Raw genomic sequence first — 19,268 nt, 5'->3', positions numbered from 1 at the left:
AAGCCACCGCACATCTAGGTTGTGAATAACGTCGTGTTGGAAGGACGCATCTTGGCAGTCAACCGCCAGTCCACCTCAACAATCCCCGGCGCGCCGCATCGCGCGTCGTTTGCAAAGATCAGCGAGCCGCTGGAGGTCCCCGGCCTCCTCGACCTCCAACTCGATTCCTTCGAATGGCTCGTCGGGTCCCCGGAGTGGCGCGCCAAGGCGATCGCCCGCGGAGAAGAGAACCCGACGGGCGGGCTGGAGGACATCCTCCACGAGCTGTCCCCGATCGAGGACTTCTCCGGGTCGATGTCCCTGTCGTTCTCCGAGCCGCACTTCGACGAGGTCAAGGCCTCCGTCGAGGAGTGCAAGGACAAGGACATGACCTACGCGGCTCCGCTGTTCGTCACCGCTGAGTTCATCAACAACAACACCGGTGAGATCAAGTCGCAGACCGTCTTCATGGGCGACTTCCCGATCATGACCGACAAGGGCAGCTTCATCATCAACGGCACCGAGCGTGTCGTGGTGAGCCAGCTGGTCCGCAGCCCCGGCGTGTACTTCGACGCGTCGATCGACAAGGCCACCGAGAAGACCCTGCACACCGTCAAGGTGATCCCGGGTCGCGGTGCGTGGCTGGAGTTCGACGTCGACAAGCGCGACACCGTGGGTGTGCGTATCGACCGCAAGCGCCGTCAGCCGGTCACCGTGCTGCTCAAGGCCCTCGGTTTCACCACCGAGGAGATCACCGAGCGCTTCGGCTTCTCCGAGATCATGATGTCGACCCTGGAGAAGGACAACACCGCCAACCAGGACGAGGCGCTGCTCGAGGTCTACCGCAAGCTGCGTCCGGGTGAGCCGCCGACCAAGGAGTCCGCGGAGAACCTCCTGGAGAACCTGTTCTTCAAGGACAAGCGCTACGACCTCGCCCGCGTGGGCCGCTACAAGGTCAACAAGAAGCTGGGCCTGACGGACAACCCGATGTTCGGCGAGTCGACCCTGACCCGCGAGGACATCATCGCGACCGTCGAGTACCTGGTGCGTCTGCACGAGGCCGACCCGCACACGACCACCTACATGACCGTGCCCGGTGGTGTGGAGGTTCCCGTCGAGGTCGACGACATCGACCACTTCGGCAACCGTCGTCTGCGTACCGTCGGCGAGCTGATCCAGAACCAGATCCGCGTGGGCCTGTCGCGTATGGAGCGTGTCGTGCGTGAGCGCATGACCACCCAGGACGTCGAGGCGATCACCCCGCAGACCCTGATCAACATCCGTCCCGTCGTGGCGGCGATCAAGGAGTTCTTCGGAACCAGCCAGCTGTCGCAGTTCATGGACCAGAACAACCCGCTGTCGGGTCTGACCCACAAGCGTCGTCTGTCGGCGCTGGGCCCGGGCGGTCTGAGCCGTGAGCGTGCCGGCCTCGAGGTGCGCGACGTCCACCCGTCGCACTACGGCCGTATGTGCCCGATCGAGACCCCTGAGGGTCCGAACATCGGTCTGATCGGTTCGCTCTCGGTGTACGCGCGGGTCAACCCGTTCGGCTTCATCGAGACCCCGTACCGCAAGGTCGTCGACGGTGTCGTCACCGACGAGATCCAGTACATGACCGCCGACGAGGAGGATCGCTTCCTCATCGGTCAGGCCAACACCAACTTCGACGGCAGCGGCCGGATCACCGACGAGCGTGTGCTGGTGCGCAAGAAGGGCTCCGAGGTGGAGTTCGTGGGCGCCACCGATGTCGAGTACCTCGACGTCTCGCCGCGCCAGATGGTGTCGGTCGCGACCGCGATGATCCCGTTCCTCGAGCACGACGACGCGAACCGCGCCCTGATGGGTGCGAACATGCAGCGTCAGGCCGTGCCGCTGGTGCGCAACGAGTCGCCGCTGGTCGGTACCGGCATGGAGCTCCGTGCCGCCGTCGACGCCGGTGACGTCATCGTGTCCTCCAAGACCGGTGTGGTGGAAGAGGTCTCGGCCGACTACATCACCGTCATGTCCGACGAGGGCACCCGTGACACCTACCGGATGCGCAAGTTCGCGCGTTCGAACCACGGCACCTGCGCCAACCAGCGTCCGATCGTGGACGAGGGCCAGCGCGTGGAGGCCGGCCAGGTCCTCGCCGACGGCCCCTGCACCGAGAACGGTGAGATGGCGCTCGGCAAGAACCTGCTCGTGGCGATCATGCCGTGGGAGGGTCACAACTACGAGGACGCGATCATCCTGTCGCAGCGCCTCGTCGAAGAGGACGTGCTCACCTCGATCCACATCGAGGAGCACGAGATCGACGCCCGCGACACCAAGCTCGGTGCCGAGGAGATCACCCGGGACATCCCGAACGTCTCCGACGAGGTCCTCGCCGACCTCGACGAGCGCGGCATCGTGCGCATCGGTGCCGAGGTCCGCGACGGCGACATCCTGGTCGGCAAGGTCACCCCGAAGGGTGAGACCGAGCTGACCCCGGAAGAGCGTCTGCTGCGTGCCATCTTCGGTGAGAAGGCCCGGGAGGTCCGCGACACCTCGCTGAAGGTGCCCCACGGCGAGACCGGCAAGGTCATCGGCGTGCGCGTGTTCAGCCGCGACGACGACGACGATCTCGCGCCCGGCGTCAACGAGCTGGTCCGCGTGTACGTGGCCCAGAAGCGCAAGATCCAGGACGGCGACAAGCTCGCCGGTCGCCACGGCAACAAGGGCGTCATCGGCAAGATCCTCCCGCAGGAGGACATGCCGTTCCTGCCCGACGGCACCCCGGTCGACATCATCCTGAACACCCACGGTGTCCCGCGTCGTATGAACATCGGCCAGATCCTGGAGACCCACCTCGGGTGGATCGCCAAGGCCGGCTGGAACATCAACGTGGCCGAGGGCGTCCCGGAGTGGGCCTCGAACCTGCCCGAGGACATGTACTCGGCGGAGCCCGACACCAACACCGCCACCCCGGTGTTCGACGGTGCGCGTGAGGAGGAGCTGACCGGACTGCTGTCCTCGACGCTGCCCAACCGCGACGGTGAGGTCATGGTCAACGGCGACGGCAAGGCGATGCTGTTCGACGGTCGTTCCGGCGAGCCGTTCCCGTACCCCGTGGCGGTCGGCTACATGTACATCATCAAGCTGCACCACCTGGTCGACGACAAGATCCACGCCCGTTCGACCGGCCCGTACTCGATGATCACCCAGCAGCCGCTCGGTGGTAAGGCGCAGTTCGGTGGTCAGCGCTTCGGTGAGATGGAGTGCTGGGCGATGCAGGCGTACGGCGCCGCCTACACCCTGCAGGAGCTGCTCACCATCAAGTCTGACGACGTGGTGGGCCGCGTGAAGGTCTACGAGGCGATCGTCAAGGGCGAGAACATCCCGGAGCCGGGAATCCCCGAGTCGTTCAAGGTGCTTCTGAAGGAACTTCAGTCGCTCTGCCTGAACGTCGAGGTGCTCAGCTCCGACGGTGCCGCCATCGAGATGCACGACACCGACGACGAGGACCTGGAGCGCGCTGCTGCCAACCTCGGAATCAACCTGTCGCGCAACGAGTCGGCAACCGTCGACGACCTCGCCAACTGATCCTCACTGACAACAGAGCTCTGGAAAGGTAACAAGTGCTCGACGTCAACTTTTTCGACGAACTGAAGATCGGCCTGGCCACGGCCGACGACATCCACAACTGGTCATACGGTGAGGTCAAGAAGCCGGAGACGATCAACTACCGCACGCTCAAGCCCGAGAAGGACGGCCTGTTCTGCGAGAAGATCTTCGGACCGACCCGCGACTGGGAGTGCTACTGCGGTAAGTACAAGCGCGTCCGCTTCAAGGGCATCATCTGTGAGCGCTGCGGCGTCGAGGTGACCAAGGCCAAGGTGCGCCGTGAGCGCATGGGCCACATCGAGCTGGCCGCACCGGTCACGCACATCTGGTACTTCAAGGGTGTGCCGAGCCGGCTGGGCTACCTGCTCGACCTGGCGCCGAAGGATCTCGAGAAGATCATCTACTTCGCCGCCTACGTGATCACCGCCGTCGACGACGAGCTGCGTCACAACGAGCTCTCGACCCTCGAGGCCGAGATGGAGGTCGAGAAGAAGGCCGTCGCCGATCAGCGCGACGCCGACCTGAACGAGCGTCAGCAGAAGCTCGAGCAGGATCTCGCCGAGCTCGAGGCCGAGGGTGCCAAGGCCGACGTGCGCCGCAAGGTGCGCGACGGTGCCGAGCGCGAGATGCGTCGTATGCGCGACTCCGCCCAGCGTGAGCTCGACGGTCTCGAGGAGATCTGGGACAAGTTCGTCAAGCTCTCCCCGGGCGACCTCATCATCGACGAGAAGCTGTACCGCCAGCTCGAAGAGCGCTATGGCGAGTACTTCCAGGGGTCGATGGGTGCCGAGGCGATCAAGAAGCTCCTCGAGACCTTCGACATCGACGCCGAGGCCGAGTCGCTGCGCGAGACCATCCGCAGCGGTAAGGGCCAGAAGAAGCTGCGTGCTCTCAAGCGCCTGAAGGTCGTCGCCGCGTTCCAGCAGTCGGGCAACTCGCCGCTGGGCATGGTCCTCGACGCCGTTCCGGTGATCCCGCCGGAGCTGCGCCCGATGGTTCAGCTCGACGGTGGCCGCTTCGCGACCTCCGACCTGAACGACCTGTACCGCCGCGTCATCAACCGCAACAACCGCCTCAAGCGTCTGATCGACCTCGGTGCCCCCGAGATCATCGTGAACAACGAGAAGCGGATGCTGCAGGAGTCGGTCGACGCCCTGTTCGACAACGGTCGTCGCGGCCGTCCGGTCACCGGGCCGGGCAACCGCCCGCTGAAGTCCCTGAGCGATCTGCTCAAGGGCAAGCAGGGTCGTTTCCGTCAGAACCTGCTGGGTAAGCGCGTCGACTACTCGGGCCGTTCGGTCATCGTCGTCGGCCCGCAGCTGAAGCTGCACCAGTGCGGCCTGCCGAAGCTGATGGCTCTCGAGCTGTTCAAGCCGTTCGTGATGAAGCGTCTGGTCGACCTCAACCAGGCCCAGAACATCAAGTCGGCCAAGCGCATGGTCGAGCGTCAGCGCCCCGCGGTGTGGGATGTCCTCGAAGAGGTCATCTCCGAGCACCCGGTTCTGCTGAACCGTGCACCCACGCTGCACCGCCTCGGCATCCAGGCCTTCGAGCCGCAGCTGGTGGAGGGCAAGGCCATCCAGCTTCACCCGCTGGTGTGTGAGGCCTTCAACGCCGACTTCGACGGTGACCAGATGGCCGTGCACCTCCCGCTGTCCGCGGAGGCGCAGGCCGAGGCACGCATCCTGATGCTGTCGTCGAACAACATCCTGTCGCCGGCATCGGGGCGTCCGCTCGCCATGCCGCGTCTGGACATGGTGACCGGTCTGTACTTCCTGACCTCCCTCAAGGAGGGTGCGGCAGGCGAGTACACCCCGGCGACCGCCGACGACATCGAGCGCGGTGTCTACTCGAGCCCGGCCGAGGCCATCATGGCCGTCGACCGCGGTCAGCTCACCGTGCAGTCGCGCATCAAGGTGCGTCTGACCGGTCAGCGTCCGCCGGCCGAGGTCGAGGCCGAGCTGTTCCCCGAGGGATGGCGTTTCGGTCAGCCGTGGACCACCATCACCACGCTGGGCCGCGTGCTCTTCAACGAGCTGCTGCCGATCGAGTACCCGTTCGTCGACGAGCAGATGCCGAAGAAGCGTCAGGCCGCGATCATCAACGATCTCGCCGAGCGCTACCCGATGATCGTGGTTGCCCAGACCGTCGACAAGCTCAAGGACGTCGGCTTCTACTGGGCCACCCGTTCGGGCGTCACCGTGTCGATGGCCGACGTGCTCGTGCCGCCGCAGAAGGCGGAGATCCTCGACCGTTACGAGGAGCGTGCCGACGGCCTGGAGCGCAAGTTCCAGCGCGGTGCCCTCACGCCGGACGAGCGTCGCGACGCACTCGTGGAGATCTGGAAGCAGGCCACCGAAGAGGTCGGTAAGGCCATGGAGGACTTCTACCCCGAGGACAACCCGATCATCATGATCCCGAAGTCGGGTGCCACCGGTAACCTGACGCAGGTTCGTAACCTGTCGGGCATGAAGGGTCTGGTGACCAACCCGAAGGGTGAGTTCATCCCGCGTCCGATCAAGTCCTCGTTCCGCGAGGGCCTGACCGTCGCCGAGTACTTCATCAACACGCACGGTGCCCGTAAGGGTCTGGCGGACACGGCTCTCCGTACCGCCGACTCGGGTTACCTGACCCGTCGTCTCGTCGACGTGTCGCAGGACGTCATCGTTCGCGAGACCGACTGTGGCACCGAGCGCGGCATCAACGTGTCGCTGGGTGAGAAGCAGCCCGACGGCTCGATCATCCGCGACGCGCATGTCGAGACCTCGGCCTACGCACGCACCCTGGCCGCCGACGCGGTCGACGCCGACGGCAACGTCATCGTCGAGCGCGGCCACGATCTCGGCGACCCGGCCATCGAGGCTCTCCTCGCGGCCGGCATCGCACAGGTCAAGGTTCGTTCGGTCCTCACCTGTGCCACCGGCACCGGTGTGTGTGCGCACTGCTACGGCCGTTCGATGGCCACCGGCAAGCTCGTCGACATCGGTGAGGCCGTCGGTATCATCGCGGCCCAGTCGATCGGTGAGCCCGGTACCCAGCTGACGATGCGTACGTTCCACCAGGGTGGCGTCGGTGACGACATCACCGGTGGTCTGCCGCGTGTCCAGGAGCTCTTCGAGGCCCGCGTCCCCAAGGGTGTCGCGCCGATCGCGGAGGTCTCCGGCCGGATTCGCCTCGAGGACGACGACCGCTTCTACAAGATCACGATCATCCCGGACGACGGTTCCGAAGAGGTCGTCATCGACAAGATCTCGAAGCGTCAGCGTCTGCGCGTGTTCAAGCACGACGACGGTTCCGAGCGGCTCCTCGCCGACGGTGACCACGTCGAGGTCGGCCAGCAGCTCATGGAGGGCTCGGCCAACCCGCACGAGGTCCTGCGCGTCATGGGTCCCCGTCAGGTGCAGATCCACCTGGTCAACGAGGTCCAGGAGGTCTACCGCAGCCAGGGTGTGTCGATCCACGACAAGCACATCGAGACGATCGTCCGTCAGATGCTGCGTCGCGTGACGATCATCGATCACGGTGCGACCGAGTTCCTGCCCGGTTCGCTCGTCGAGCGTGCCGAGTTCGAGGCGGCCAACCGTCAGGTGGTCACCGAGGGTGGTGAGCCCGCAGCCGGACGTCCGGTGCTCATGGGTATCACCAAGGCCTCGCTCGCGACCGAGTCGTGGCTGTCGGCGGCGTCGTTCCAGGAGACCACGCGTGTCCTGACCGACGCGGCGATCAACAGCCGCAGCGACAAGCTGATCGGTCTGAAGGAGAACGTGATCATCGGTAAGCTGATCCCGGCCGGTACCGGTATCAACCGTTACCGCAACATCCAGGTTCAGCCGACCGAAGAGGCACGTGCCGCGGCCTACGCGGTGCCGTCGTACGACGACACCTACTACAGCCCGGACGGCACCTTCGGTGCTCCGGCCGGCGCTGCGGTGCCGCTGGACGACTACGGTTTCTCCAACGAATACCGGTAAGCCGTAACCGAAGCCGAAAGCCCTCGCACTCATTGAGTGCGAGGGCTTTTCGCTGTTCTGGGTGTCTCAGCCCACGGGGAGTGTGGTGACGGTGCGGGTCGAGAGGAGAAGGTCGTAGTAGCGTCCGCCGGGGTAATAGGTGCGGGTCACGGTGCCGGCCACCATGTCCGAGGACCATCCGGTGGCCAGCGCGTGGATGACCCGACCGTTTCGGGGACGCGGCACGGCGAGTTCGGACAGTTCACCGATCAGGTCGGTGGACTCGCCTTCGGCATCGATGTGGACACCGGTGACCAGTCGTGAGCCGAGAAACTCCTGTCGCGTCGTCCGCTGGAGGACCGCCACCCCGGAGCCGAAGGAGTTGGACACCGACGGCTGGGAGGCGATCACCCTGATGGGGAACCGGTCGGCGCCGAGAGATGCTGCGGCGGAGGCGAAGTGGACGCCGAAGAACGAGTTCACGGGATCGAACAGCATGAGCCCGGCCAGACGCCGGTAGGCGACCGGGTCCGCGCGTCGGAGCGTGTCGGCCGCGACCACGACGAACTCGCCGCCGGCCGAATGCCCGGCGAAGACCATTCGGTACGGCATCGTCACCTCGGGACGGTGTACGGCGTTCCGCGCCCGGACGAGACTCATCCCGAGCGGGCCGGCCGCGTCCCGGCCGGAGCCGAACACCCCGCCGATGGTCTGGGCGAATGCAGAGTTGTCGGCGATGTTGTCCGCGACGGCACAGCCGCTGAGGTTCACCGAGTCCAGTGTCGGGCTCACGACGAGGAAACCCGAGTTCGCATAGGAGCGCGCGAGCGCGTCGAGGTTGGCTGCGCTACGGGAGAAGCCGTGTTGGAGCCAGACGAGCGCAGTGGGCCGGCCGGCGGGGAAGTACCAGCGCGTGTCGACCTGGACGGGTTTGCCCGCGCATTCGGTGGCAACAAAGGACGACGACACGTCCACGGGCCGCCGCGTGGCCGGTTCGGCCAGAACGGCCGCCGGCGTCGTTCCGATGAGAACCACGATGGCGGCAAGGGTCGCGATCCAGGGGATGCGGAATCGTCTCGGGCTCATCATTCCCCGTCGGTGTCCTGGTCATCGGGGCCCTCGTCCATGAGTTCGTTCGGGTCCTCGATGTGGGTGTCGTAGTCGTCTTCGAGACGTGTGGTGACCTCGCGCAGCAGTCCTCGTGCGGCGTCGTCCATCACACGGACGTGGGTGAGGTCGAAAATCACCTTGTCGGTCGAAAAGCCTTCGCACGCGCGGCTTGCGACGATCTCCGCACCCGCGAAGCGCACGTCGCCCTGGAGTTCGACGACGGTCGCGCCGTCGCTCTCGCGGACCGACCGTAACGCCGGCATGCCCGACGGCGCGACGTGCATCATGTGCAATTCCATGTCGCGCGAAAGCCTTTCGAAGACAGCGACGCCGCGCACGCTGTTGCCTTGTTCGTCGAGCCGCGGCGACCACACCGCGACCCCGACCTGGCCGGGCAGCACTCCCAGGATCGCCCCGCTCACACCGCTTTTCGCGGGTATCCCGACCCTTGCCATCCAGCTGCCGCTGCCGTCGTACATCCCGCAGGTGGCCATCACCGACAGCAGGTGCCGGGTGATCCAACCCTCGAGGAGGCTCTCGTCGTCGTTCGTCGTGGAGAGTCCGCCGTTGGCGAGGACCGATCCCATGACCGCGAGGTCGCGACAGCTCACCTTGATCGCGCACTGGGCGGCATATCCGTCGACGACTTCGTCGGGTTCGTATTCGAGCTTGCCCGCGGACCGCAGCAGGTAGGCGAGTGCGGTGTTGTGGTCGTCGGAGGCGAGCTCGGCGGAATGCACGTCGCTGTCCACGGAAAGTTCTCGTCCGGCGAGGGTGCTCACCAGGTCGACGATGCGGTCGACCCGTTCGGTGGCGCCGTCGCCGTCGACCATGCCGTGGACCGCGATGGCGCCGGCGTTGATGAGGGCGTTGCGGGGGCGACCGGTCTCGGCCTCGAGGGAGATCTCGTTGAAGGCGTCACCGGACGGCTCGGTGTCCACGCGGTCGAGAACGCCGTCGAGTCCCCGGTCCCGCAGCGCGAGTGCGTAGGCGGGCAGCTTCGCGATGGACTGCATGGTGAACTCGTGATCGGCGTCGCCCGCGGTGTAGACGGTCCCGTCGACGGTCGCCAGAGCGATGCCGAACGACGACGGATCCGCCCGCTCGAGTTCACGATTGCCGGACATGACGTCCCCGGCGTCGTCGTCGCGGCAGTCCTGGAGAACCTGGTGGAGATAGTCGTCGATGGGGGATCGCATATCCCACCGTATCCGCGACCGTCGGTGGTCCTGCGTTCGGTGGTGCAGCAGTCAGTTGTCGCGATACGGCAGATACTGCACGGACCACTGGTTGCCGTCGGGGTCGGCGAAGTACACGAAGTGCCCCCACGGCTGCACGTCGACCTCGCCGGGATCGACGCCGGCGGCCAGCAGTTGATCGCGGGCGGCGTTGATGTCGGTGACGCAGATGATGATCGGTCCGGTGGACCCGGGGACCTTGTCGGTGAGGCCTTTGCCGAAGGCGATGGAGCAGTTCGACCCGGGAGGCGTCATCTGGACGAAGCGGATCTCCTCACTCACGGTGTGATCGTGATCGGGGTTGAACCCGATCGACTCGTAGAACGCCTTGGTGCGATCGACGTCCGTGACGGGCAGGGTGACGACTTCGAGTGTCCAGTTCACGGTTCCTCCTGATGTCGTGGTCGTGTGCTCTGAAACCACGGTCCCAGGCATCGAGGACGGTTTCGGTCCTCTTTCCGAAGTCGCGCAACCGGAACTGGAAGCGGCGCGTCCAAGACATATGTCAGATTGCGGCGTCTACCCACTCAGCGAACTACTGGCGAACGGCTGGTCACGGGCGGAGGTGGCCGAAGCCCGCCGTGCGGGCCGGCTCAGTTCTGTCGCGCACGGTTGGGTGAGTGCGGAGGGCGCCGACGAGCGAGCGGTCTCGGCGGTGGCCGCAGGTGGCGCGTTATCGTGCATTTCTGCGCTCCGGTTTCACAGAACACACGGTTCCGAGGGGATCTGGGTACCTCCGGGATACCAGGAGACCCACGTTCGCCGGCCCAAACACCGGAAGTCCGGAGCCCGACCGACCGGACCTTTTCGGTGGTGTCAGGGCTATGGTCGGCCTCTTCCGGTGGTGTCCGCGGTCGATTCGATCCCGATCGCGCTGGGTTGCGCGGCGCGCTGTCTTGAACCGGAGGACTGGGTCGCGACCGTCGATTCCATCCTGAACCAGACCCAGCTGACCATCCCCGACATCCAGGCAGACATGGGCGGGGTGACGAAGGCAGTGATGGAATTGTTCGGACGCTGCGATGCACGATCTCAGTCCGGCACGGAATCGATCGCGCGTGTTCGACTGGTCGCCACTGGGTTCAAGGTGGCGGTCCAGCCCTCCATCGGCGGACACGAGCGGGCGGACTTGCGCGTGGGTTCGCTGCTGATCGAATGCGATGGTCGGCAATACCACTCGAGCGCAGAAGCATTTCGGAACGATCGTCGTCGTGACCGGATGACTCTGATCGATCGCTGGATGACGATGCGTGTCACCTATGACGACGTTCTCTACGACTGGGAGAGCGTTCTCGAGGACATCAGAGCCGTCACACGACCCGACCGTCATCGCATCAGACGCGAGGAGGACCCGAGGCGTCGTGAAATCCCGTCCCCCTGAGCGTGGTCGGAGGGCAATCTGCCCTTGAATACGGCTCAGGGGGACGAGTTTTCGTCCGCCAAGTGGCGCGTTGCGTCTGGGCGGTGGTCAGACGGCCGAGAACCGCACGGCGGCCTGGACCTGGGCCGCCACCGCGCGTCCGACGCCGAGCGGCCAGCGGTACATGACGTATTCGGCGGCCTGGTCGACGTTCAGTTGCCGGCTGGAGTTGCCTGCGCGCACCCAGAACTCGGGCACGGCGTTGTTCTTCGTGCCGCGCAGATAGACCGGGCGCGGCGACGGGGTGCACTCCACCCGGCACACCAGCGCCTCCGCAGGGCCCTCGGAGTCGGCGTCTCCAGAGGGACGAGCCATCTTCTCGAAAGAGATGCCCACCTCGGCGGCGGTGCTCTGACCGAGCATCGTGGTGAGTAGGTCCCGCAGCCACAGTTCGAACCGGTCGGCGTCGGGCTGGCGGAGCAACGTGAAATCGGCGTCGAGACCCAGGGGAGTGCCGTCGTCGTCGACGCCGATCAGCAGGTTCCCGCCGTCGGAGTTGAGGAATGCGGCCACCGTCTTGACGATCACCGCCTCGAGTGCGGGATCGCGTTGCTTGGTGCGCAGGTTCATGCGGGCGGTCGACTTGAACTCGACCCGTTCGGATTCGCCGGACTCCAGGATCTCGGCGACCGAGATGTCGGTCGGGGTCTGCAGCCGAGCCGCGATCAACGCGTAGGCGCCGACCGCGACGATCGAACTCACCAGTCCGAGCACGATGGTCACCGGGCTCCAGATGTCCATGCGGTGGTCGACGGCGCCGGCGATGAACAAGCCGACGGCAGTGCCGACGATCGAGAGCACCATGCAGGTGGTCGTGTTCAGCCGTGCCCGTCGACGCAACAGCCACTTCGCGACGGAACCGAAGAGCCAGGCCACCATCAGGACGAGGATCAGCGCGGTCGCGGTCGCCCACACCGGTATGGCGAACTCCAGGGATCCGATGTTTCCGCGATCGGGGTCGGCCAGCTTGCTCAGGTCGGTTCGCACTCGGACAGTCTAGAAAGGGCGAAATCCCGGCCGCGATACGCGACCGGGATTCCTTCGAGGAGTGGACTGTCAGACCGCGTCGCCGCCGTCGATGCTGCCGAAGTCGCCGACCTCGACGTTGCCCTCGTCGTCGACGGCGGTGTCGAAGGTGCCGTCGCCATCGGTGTCGGCGACCGCGAGGTCGGTGTAGCCGTCTCCATCGGTGTCGGCCTCGATGACGTCGATCTCGCCGTCGGTGTCGGTGTCGTAGGCGATGGAATCGGCCTGGCCGTCGCCGTCGGTGTCGAGGACGGCGTCGGTGACGCCGTCGCCGTCCACGTCGGTCAGGGCGGCGTCGATGGTGCCGTCGCCGTCGGTGTCGACGAGTACTGCGTCTTCGGGGATCTCGCTCATGATGTTTCCTTCCAGGGAATGCTGTGGGTGGTGGTTTTTCGTGCTCTGGTTACTTGGAGACGAACTCGGCGGTGTTTGTTCCCTGGGAGGAGTCGATCATCCGATGAGATGACCTGGCCGCCGATGAGCACGAGGATGAGCGTAATTGCGCACCAGGTGGTCAACCCATAATTCAGGTGGCTGAAACGTGCTCGGACAGAGCGTAATTCGTTAGCGGAGGGCAACGACTGCTATCGCAGATCCGCAAGCAGGTCCGCGAGGACGGACCGTGCCCGCGAGATGCGGCTGCGCACGGTCTGCAGGCCGATACCCTGCGCCTCGGCGATCTCCGAATAGCTCAGCTCGCCGTAGACCCGCAGCACGAAAGTGGCCCGGTAGGCGTCCGGGACCTGCGACAACGCCTCCTGGATGCGATCGGACACGACGACCTGCTGCGCGACGTCGAGCGAGCTCACCGGGTCGTGGTCGTCGATGTCGTCGGCGTCGGATCGTTTGCGGATGCGCGCGAGCGCCGCATTCGATCCGATCCGGTACAGCCACGTCGACACCTGCGCGTCGCCCCGGAAGCTTCCGATCGCGCGCCACGCGGCGACCAATGCGTCCTGGAGGGCATCCTCGGCGTCGTGCTGGTTGCCGGTGATGCGTAAACAGATGGCCCACAACCGGTCCCGGTGCTGTTCGACGAGCATGGTGAAGGCCTGTGGGTCGCCGGAGCGCGCATGCTCGAGAAGGTCTGCGCCCGGATCGGATTCGTCGGTCAACGAATGCACCTCAGAAGTGTCCATCCTCAGAAGTCGTCACCGAGGGCCGAGTGGTCGAAAGTCGTTCCCCCGAATGACTCGTCGCCGGCGTCGTCGTCGCTGCCGAAGGCGTCTGGGGTGTCGAGGGTGGCGTCCAGGTCTCCACCGAGATCGTCGTCGAATCCCACGAGTTCGGCATCGGGGGAGCCGTCGGACGATTCCTCGTCGAGCGGGCCCGGTCCGGGCGCGGCGGTCAGGTCCTCGGTCAGTTCGTGGGACGGATCAAAGGCGGTCTCCACCGCAGAATCCCAGGTCGTGGCCGGTACGGCCAGCTCGCTCGGCGGATCGCTCTCGCGTAGCCAGGACTCGAAGTCGTCCCCGTCGAGCGGGTCGTCCCAACTGGTGGTGTTGTCGGTCATGGTGTTCGACTCCTGCTCGGATCTGCGACGCACGCGGCGTCGGCCCGGATACCGTCATCCGGTCGACTGTCAGGGCGTCGACGGTAATGGACAATTCTCGTCACGTGACTTGGAGTGTCGACGACGCGGAAATGTTCCCGGCGGCACCGACACGGCGCAGAGTCGGAAACGGCGCAACGTCACGAGGCAGTGTCCGTGAACTGGAGGACCGATGGCGTGGAGCAACACATGACCGTGCGGGGTCGCGTGGAGCAGTTGCTCGACGAGGTCACTCCCCTCGCACCCGATCCCGCGCTGATCGGTGTCCTGCGCGCGCAACTGGCGAACCCGCTCACCGTCGCGCTCGTCGGACGCGTCAGTGCCGGCAAGTCGACGCTGCTGAACGCCCTCGTCGGCGACCGCGTCGCACCCACCGACCGCGCCGAGTGCACGAAGGTCGCCGCCCTGTACACCGAGGGCAACCCGCAGCGCGTCGAGGTCGTCGGCCTCGACGGCACCGTCACCGAGATCCCCGGAACCATGCGCGGCGACCTCGGACGGAGACCCGAGGACATCGACCACGCCGTCGTCTACACCCCGTCCCGCCTGCTCCGCGAGCGATTCCGGGTCATCGACACCCCCGGGCTGTCCGGGTTCACCGACACCGCCGAGATCGCCACCCGCCGCGTCTTCTCCGGGGAGGGTCGGCTGCCGCGACCCGACGTCATCCTGTTCCTCCTCGACGACGCGGCGGGTCCCAAGTCCGACGAGGTGCAGTTCCTCGCCGACGCCGGGGCGTCGGCGCAGAACACGATCCTGGTCATCTCCCACGCCGACCTGATCGCCGCGGACAACCCGATGCTCAAGGCGCAGGAGATCGCCCGACGCGTCTGGCGGCGGTTCCCGGCGATCGCGGGTGCAGTGGTCGCAGTGTCGGGACTCATGGCCGAGGCCGGGGTCTGCGGCGTCACCGAACGGGAGACCGCACAGATCTCCCGTCGCGGACTCCTCGAATCCTGGGAGTTGCTGACCATCCTCGACGGCGCGGCGCCGCCACCACCGGGACTCGACGTCGACCTGCTGGGCAGACTCGAAGAACTGGTCGGTACCTACGCGATGGATGCCGGCGCCGACGTCGCCCGCCAGGGTGCGCGCGCGTATTGCGAATGGCTGCACCGAGTCTCGGGCATCGACGAACTGCGCCTCGCGATCGGACGACGCTTCCTCGCGGTCGGCGACATCCTCAAGGCCCGCACCGCACTGGCCGAACTCCGCGAGGCCGCATATCGCGCTACGCGCCGCGATGCCTTCCTGGAGGCGATCGAGGAGGCCGAGACCGCTCCCGAGCTGCACCGGTTGCGCGAGGTCGCCGCGCTCGAGGCCCTCGCCCGCTGGCAACCCGACAGCGACCTCATCGGCGAGCTGACCCTCGTCGTCGCGAGTCGCGATGTGCGCCTGCTGTTGTCGCTGCCGCCCAATGCCGCGCCACCGCAGATCGCCGACGCCGCGAAGGAACGGGCCGCCGACTGCCGCACGCGACGGGCCTTCGCCGCGACATCCGCCGAGAAGGAGGCGTTGCTGGTTCTCGAACAGACCTATCAGCTGGTGCGCCGTGGGCGGTGGACCACATGAGCCGGGGAACAGTCGTGAAACGAGGAGCGGGGCAGTGAGTCTCGAGAAGACGCCCGCCAAGTCCGCGGTCCCCACCCCCGACGCCACGCTGCGAGCCGCCGTGGACATGCTGCGCAAGCACGGCGAGGACGCCATCGCCGACCGTGCTCTCCGCGTGACGGACCGGCCCGCACCGCAGGGCACCGTCGTGGTGATCGGCGAGGTCAGCCGCGGCAAGAGCTCTCTCGTCAACACCCTCGTCGGTGTGAACGGACTGGCTCCGGTCGACACCGAGATCACCACCTCGGTCTACGTCCGGTTCACCCCCGCGACCGAGGATCTGCCGGTCAATTCGGCACTCATCGAGTTCCCTGGTGCCACCCATCGCATCCCGGTCGCCGACCTCGCCGACTGGATCACCGTCGGCGGTCACTACGCCGCTGGGGTTCCCGCCGAACGCCTCGCGCCCGGCACCGCAGTCGATTCCGTTCTCGTGCCGCCGGTCTCGGCGCGCGTCGGGATCGACTCGCCGTTGCTCCCGGGCGTCACGATCGTCGACACCCCCGGCGTCGGATCGTTGGTTCCCGAACACGTCGAAGCCGCGGTCAGTGCGGCCCGCGGCGCCTCGGTGCTCGTGATGGTGTGCGACGCGACGGCACCGCTGTCGGCCCCCGAACTCGCCTTCCTCAGCAGCGTCAGCGAGGAGGTCGCCTCGGTGGTCCTGGTGGTCACGAAGACCGATCTGGTGATGCGGCAGTGGCGGACGATCGTCGCCGAGAACCGGAAACTCATCGGTGCCAATGCGCCTCGCTTCGCGCACATCCCGATCATCGGCATCTCCAACCGCATCGCCGAGCAGGCCGCCGCCATCACCGATCCCGAACGCCGCGAACGTGCCCTCGCCGCGTCGGGCATCCCCGAACTCGTCGACGCCCTCACGCCGCTGGTCGCCGAAGGTGCGGCCTCGCCGGAACGCAATGCGCTGCAGCTGACCTTCGCCGGCCTCGACGATGTCCGCAAACGCCTGGTTCTGGAGATGAAGGCGGCCACTGCGACCCCCGCCGAGCGCGCCGACATCGAGGCCGAACGGGATCGGTTGCAGCGCCTCAAGGATCGACGACGCGAGTGGCGCGCGCGGCTCAACCAGGACATCACCGCCGCGTCGTTGCAGACCGACGACCTGATCCGCGACCGCTTCGACAAACTCCTCGGCCAGTGGTCGACGCGCATCGACAAGCTCCGCTTCTACGAACCGCACCGCGCCGGACAGGAATTGATCGGGCAGATGACCGTCGACCTCGAGGCCGCCGCCCGCGAGGTCAGTGCGTTCTTCGTCGCCGGGATCGAGCGGATCGCGGACAACCTCTTCGCCGACGCCACCATCTCGGGCGAACTCGTCGACCGGATCTCCGGCAATGTGTCCGACCTCAAGCTGCGTGAGCAGGAGAAGATCTCGCCGTGGAAGAACATGGTCGACCCGGTGCTCCTGTCGATCGTCGCCGCCGGCGGACCGCTGGCCATCATCCCGGTGGTCAACGTGGTGGCCGTGCCCGTGTGGGCCGGGGTGGTGGTCGGCTTCCGGGCGTCGAAGGTCGGCAAGGAGAACCACCGCAAGTGGCTGACCAAGGCGGTCAACGACATGAAGGCCGACGTGCGGTCGCAACTGCAGTCGATCAAGTCCGAGGCGAGCGCCGACCTGCAGATCGCCTACGACGAACTGCTGGAACGACTCCTCGCCGAGTCGACGAAGATCATCAACGACGCCGCGGTCGAGGCCAAGAAGTCGGCCGCCGACCGGGAGAAGACCGCCGCCGATCTGCGCACCCAGATCGTGGCGGTCGACAACGTCCGCAAAGCGATCGCCCGGGTCCTCCGGGCGCCCACCGGATGAACGCCGGTCAGTTGTGTAACCATGTGCCTCAGGGCGGATGGTGGGAGGTGGTCAGGTGACACAGGAGAGCCGCCGGCGACTCTGCATCGACTTCGGAACCAGCAACACCGCGGCCGCCTACCGCGTGGGGCCGGCCGAACCGGTCATCGTGCCCCTGGGTTCGGGTGGTCCGGCGATGCCGTCCGCGGTGTTCGCCGACGACGGCGGGATCGTCGTCGGGCACGACGCCGTGCGTCGTCGCGTGCAGGCTCCCGATGCCTACGAGGACTCCCCGAAGTCGCGGATCGACGAGGGCGAGATCGAACTCGGCGACCGGTTCTGGCCGATCGAGGACCTCATCGGCGCGGTCCTGCGGCATGCGCACCAGACCGCGCTGCGCCACAGCGGACTTCCCGAATTCGACTCGATCATCCTGACCCACCCCGACAAGTGGAGCGAACGCCGCAAGGGGGTGCTCAGACGCGCCGCCGAGCGCGCCGGTATCTCCGCCGACCGGCTGCGCATCGCTTCCGAATCCCTGGCCGCCGCTTGGTATTACGTCTACCGTGGACATGACGTCACGGGCGACGAGCGGATGTGCGTCTTCGACTTCGGTGCCGGCACCTGCGACGTCGCCGTCCTCATCCGCGCCGGAGCCGACGGCTTCACCGTCACCGGATCCGGCGGCGACAACAACCTCGGCGGCCGCGACCTCGACGCCCGCATGACGAGATGGGTGCTCGAGGAAGCCGCCGAGATCGACCCCGGACTTCCGGCCCGCCTTCGCGCACCGGCCGCCGCCATCGCCCTCGCCGACCACGTCCGGTCCGCCAAGGAAGCCCTCTCCGACACCGCGCAGGCCGTCATCGAACTGCCCGGCACCCGGCACACGCTGCTGCTGACCCGCCGCGAGTTCGAGTCGATGATCGCGCCGTTCGTCGAACGCGCCGTCGAACTGACCCGCGACGCCATCGCCCGCGCCGACGCCGCCGGCACCGGACCGAAGGGGCCCGTCATCGTCTACGTCACCGGCGGGACCAGCTCCATCCCGATGCTGCAGTCGGCCCTGTCGTCGGTGGGTCGCGTCGCCCGGATCGGCGACCCCAAGGTCGTCGTTGCCCAGGGCGGCCTGCTGCGATCGACCAACGTCGACGTCCACGGGGCTGCCGCTGCCCAGCAGTACGCGGCGCGGCCTACCGATCCGCCGATGTCGGCGACCGCGGTCGACGCCTCCGCACGCCGCATCGCGTTCCCGACCGTCCCGCCCGGCACCGTGATCACCGGTGTCCTCGCCCGCAACGGTCAGGTCGTGCGCGCGGGCGAGCCGCTGGCGACGCTCGACTCGCCGTCGGGCCGGCTCACGGTCGACGCCCCGGTGGCGGGCACCCTGCACGGACTCGACCTGCGTCCCGGGGTCGTCGCACAACCGGGCGTCGTCTTCGGTGCCGTCGGTGCGGCCGATCTCCGGCCCGAACAGTGGTCGCAGCTCCACCGTGCCCCGGCCGGGATCACCGCCGCCCAGCCGGCGTACGCGCAACCCCAACCGATGTATCCGCCGCCCCAGCAGCGCCAACCCCAGTCCCCGTACCCGCCGCGACAACCCGGCACCCCGGCTGCGGGACATGCTGGTGCACACCCCGTTCCGGCGTCCCCGGGCATCAACACCTACGCCCTCGCCGGCCTGATCCTCGGCATCCTCGGGTTCCCGATCTGCCTCGGCACGATCGTCGGCATGGCGCTCACCGTGATCGGCATCAACCGGGCGGAGGGCGGTCGTGACGCCCTGCTGATGACCGCCCTCGGCGTCAACATCCTCGGCACGATCGCCTGGGTGGTGTTCCTGATCTGGATCTTCGTCACCGGCTGAGGGCAACCGAACCGCCACGGCAGTGGGACCTTCGGACCGGCCGAGATGACCTTCGACTCAGGTTCGACGCCGGGGTCCGCGACCACCATGAGAGGTGCCGGCGTCGTCGACCCCTCGGAGCAG

13 protein-coding genes are annotated in these 19,268 nt (G+C 66.8%); 6 read left to right on the top strand and 7 right to left on the bottom strand.

Translation table 11 applies throughout. The annotated features are described in order from the left end of the window. Positions 1–33: 33 nt before the first annotated feature. The gene (gene rpoB / locus C5O27_RS21885; RefSeq protein WP_208651401.1) at positions 34–3,540 is read left to right on the top strand and encodes a DNA-directed RNA polymerase subunit beta; all 3,507 of its coding nucleotides are present in this window, start codon (positions 34–36) and stop codon (positions 3,538–3,540) included. 35 nt (positions 3,541–3,575) lie between these two features. Next, positions 3,576–7,532, top strand: coding sequence for a DNA-directed RNA polymerase subunit beta' (locus tag C5O27_RS21880; RefSeq protein WP_127963660.1), 3,957 nt, complete (start codon positions 3,576–3,578; stop codon positions 7,530–7,532). 66 nt (positions 7,533–7,598) lie between these two features. Here C5O27_RS21880 and C5O27_RS21875 read toward each other — a convergent pair whose 3' ends face one another. The 3 genes from C5O27_RS21875 to C5O27_RS21865 are packed head-to-tail and all read right to left on the bottom strand — an operon-like array spanning position 7,599 to position 10,243. Next, positions 7,599–8,597 (bottom strand): alpha/beta hydrolase, encoded by a 999-nt coding sequence (locus tag C5O27_RS21875; protein WP_127963928.1) that lies wholly within the window; start codon positions 8,595–8,597, stop codon positions 7,599–7,601. Beyond that, positions 8,597–9,820, bottom strand: coding sequence for a glutaminase A (gene glsA / locus C5O27_RS21870; protein WP_127963659.1), 1,224 nt, complete (start codon positions 9,818–9,820; stop codon positions 8,597–8,599). Before glsA ends, C5O27_RS21875 begins: the two co-directional genes overlap by 1 nt. 51 nt (positions 9,821–9,871) lie before the next feature. Continuing rightward, positions 9,872–10,243 carry a VOC family protein gene (locus C5O27_RS21865; RefSeq protein ID WP_127963658.1) on the bottom strand — a complete coding sequence of 124 codons (372 nt, stop codon included), beginning with the start codon at positions 10,241–10,243 and terminating at the stop codon, positions 9,872–9,874. A 118-nt stretch (positions 10,244–10,361) separates the two neighbouring features. Here C5O27_RS21865 and C5O27_RS21860 point away from each other — a divergent pair, with 118 nt between their 5' ends. Then, on the top strand, positions 10,362–11,240 hold the full coding sequence (locus C5O27_RS21860; RefSeq protein WP_127963926.1) for an endonuclease domain-containing protein: 879 nt from the start codon (positions 10,362–10,364) through the stop codon (positions 11,238–11,240). A gap of 87 nt (positions 11,241–11,327) precedes the next feature. Here the strand turns inward: C5O27_RS21860 and C5O27_RS21855 are convergent, their stop codons facing one another. The 4 genes from C5O27_RS21855 to C5O27_RS21840 all read right to left on the bottom strand — a co-directional run bounded on the left by C5O27_RS21855 (position 11,328) and on the right by C5O27_RS21840 (position 13,818). Further along, positions 11,328–12,266, bottom strand: coding sequence for an AlbA family DNA-binding domain-containing protein (locus tag C5O27_RS21855; protein ID WP_127963657.1), 939 nt, complete (start codon positions 12,264–12,266; stop codon positions 11,328–11,330). 69 nt (positions 12,267–12,335) lie between these two features. Beyond that, complete coding sequence (locus C5O27_RS21850; protein ID WP_208651399.1) at positions 12,336–12,659, bottom strand: hypothetical protein; 324 nt, start codon at positions 12,657–12,659, stop codon at positions 12,336–12,338. 230 nt (positions 12,660–12,889) lie between these two features. After that, positions 12,890–13,444 (bottom strand): RNA polymerase sigma factor, encoded by a 555-nt coding sequence (locus C5O27_RS21845; RefSeq protein ID WP_075862948.1) that lies wholly within the window; start codon positions 13,442–13,444, stop codon positions 12,890–12,892. 2 nt (positions 13,445–13,446) lie between these two features. Beyond that, positions 13,447–13,818: a hypothetical protein gene (locus C5O27_RS21840; RefSeq protein WP_127963655.1), complete on the bottom strand. Its 372-nt coding sequence runs from the start codon at positions 13,816–13,818 to the stop codon at positions 13,447–13,449. 228 nt (positions 13,819–14,046) lie between these two features. On the opposite strand from C5O27_RS21840, the gene C5O27_RS21835 reads away from it, so the two are divergent. Genes C5O27_RS21835 through C5O27_RS21825 form a run of 3 tightly spaced genes read left to right on the top strand, consistent with a single transcriptional unit; the run spans position 14,047 to position 19,145 of the window. Next, positions 14,047–15,429: a dynamin family protein gene (locus C5O27_RS21835; RefSeq protein ID WP_244216555.1), complete on the top strand. Its 1,383-nt coding sequence runs from the start codon at positions 14,047–14,049 to the stop codon at positions 15,427–15,429. A gap of 34 nt (positions 15,430–15,463) precedes the next feature. Further along, positions 15,464–17,299, top strand: coding sequence for a dynamin family protein (locus C5O27_RS21830; protein ID WP_127963653.1), 1,836 nt, complete (start codon positions 15,464–15,466; stop codon positions 17,297–17,299). Between the two features lie 55 nt (positions 17,300–17,354). Beyond that, a complete protein-coding gene (locus C5O27_RS21825; RefSeq protein WP_127963652.1) occupies positions 17,355–19,145 on the top strand; it encodes an Hsp70 family protein in 1,791 nt (596 codons plus the stop codon). Positions 19,146–19,268 lie beyond the last annotated feature (123 nt).

The sequence above is a fragment of the Gordonia alkanivorans genome, from assembly GCF_004011905.1.
Lineage (GTDB): Bacteria > Actinomycetota > Actinomycetes > Mycobacteriales > Mycobacteriaceae > Gordonia > Gordonia alkanivorans.
The sequence above is the reverse complement of the archived record's forward strand: the minus strand, read 5'-3'. Positions and strand labels throughout refer to the sequence as shown.

Excerpts from the sequence above, each read along its gene's own strand:
- C5O27_RS21875 (WP_127963928.1), bottom strand. The coding sequence starts at position 8,597 with ATGAGCCCGAGACGATTCCGCATCCCCTGGATCGCGACCCTTGCCGCC.
- glsA (WP_127963659.1), bottom strand. The coding sequence starts at position 9,820 with ATGCGATCCCCCATCGACGACTATCTCCACCAGGTTCTCCAGGACTGC.
- C5O27_RS21860 (WP_127963926.1), top strand. The coding sequence starts at position 10,362 with ATGTCAGATTGCGGCGTCTACCCACTCAGCGAACTACTGGCGAACGGC.
- C5O27_RS21850 (WP_208651399.1), bottom strand. The coding sequence starts at position 12,659 with ATGAGCGAGATCCCCGAAGACGCAGTACTCGTCGACACCGACGGCGAC.
- C5O27_RS21845 (WP_075862948.1), bottom strand. The coding sequence starts at position 13,444 with ATGGACACTTCTGAGGTGCATTCGTTGACCGACGAATCCGATCCGGGC.
- C5O27_RS21840 (WP_127963655.1), bottom strand. The coding sequence starts at position 13,818 with ATGACCGACAACACCACCAGTTGGGACGACCCGCTCGACGGGGACGAC.
- C5O27_RS21835 (WP_244216555.1), top strand. The coding sequence starts at position 14,047 with ATGACCGTGCGGGGTCGCGTGGAGCAGTTGCTCGACGAGGTCACTCCC.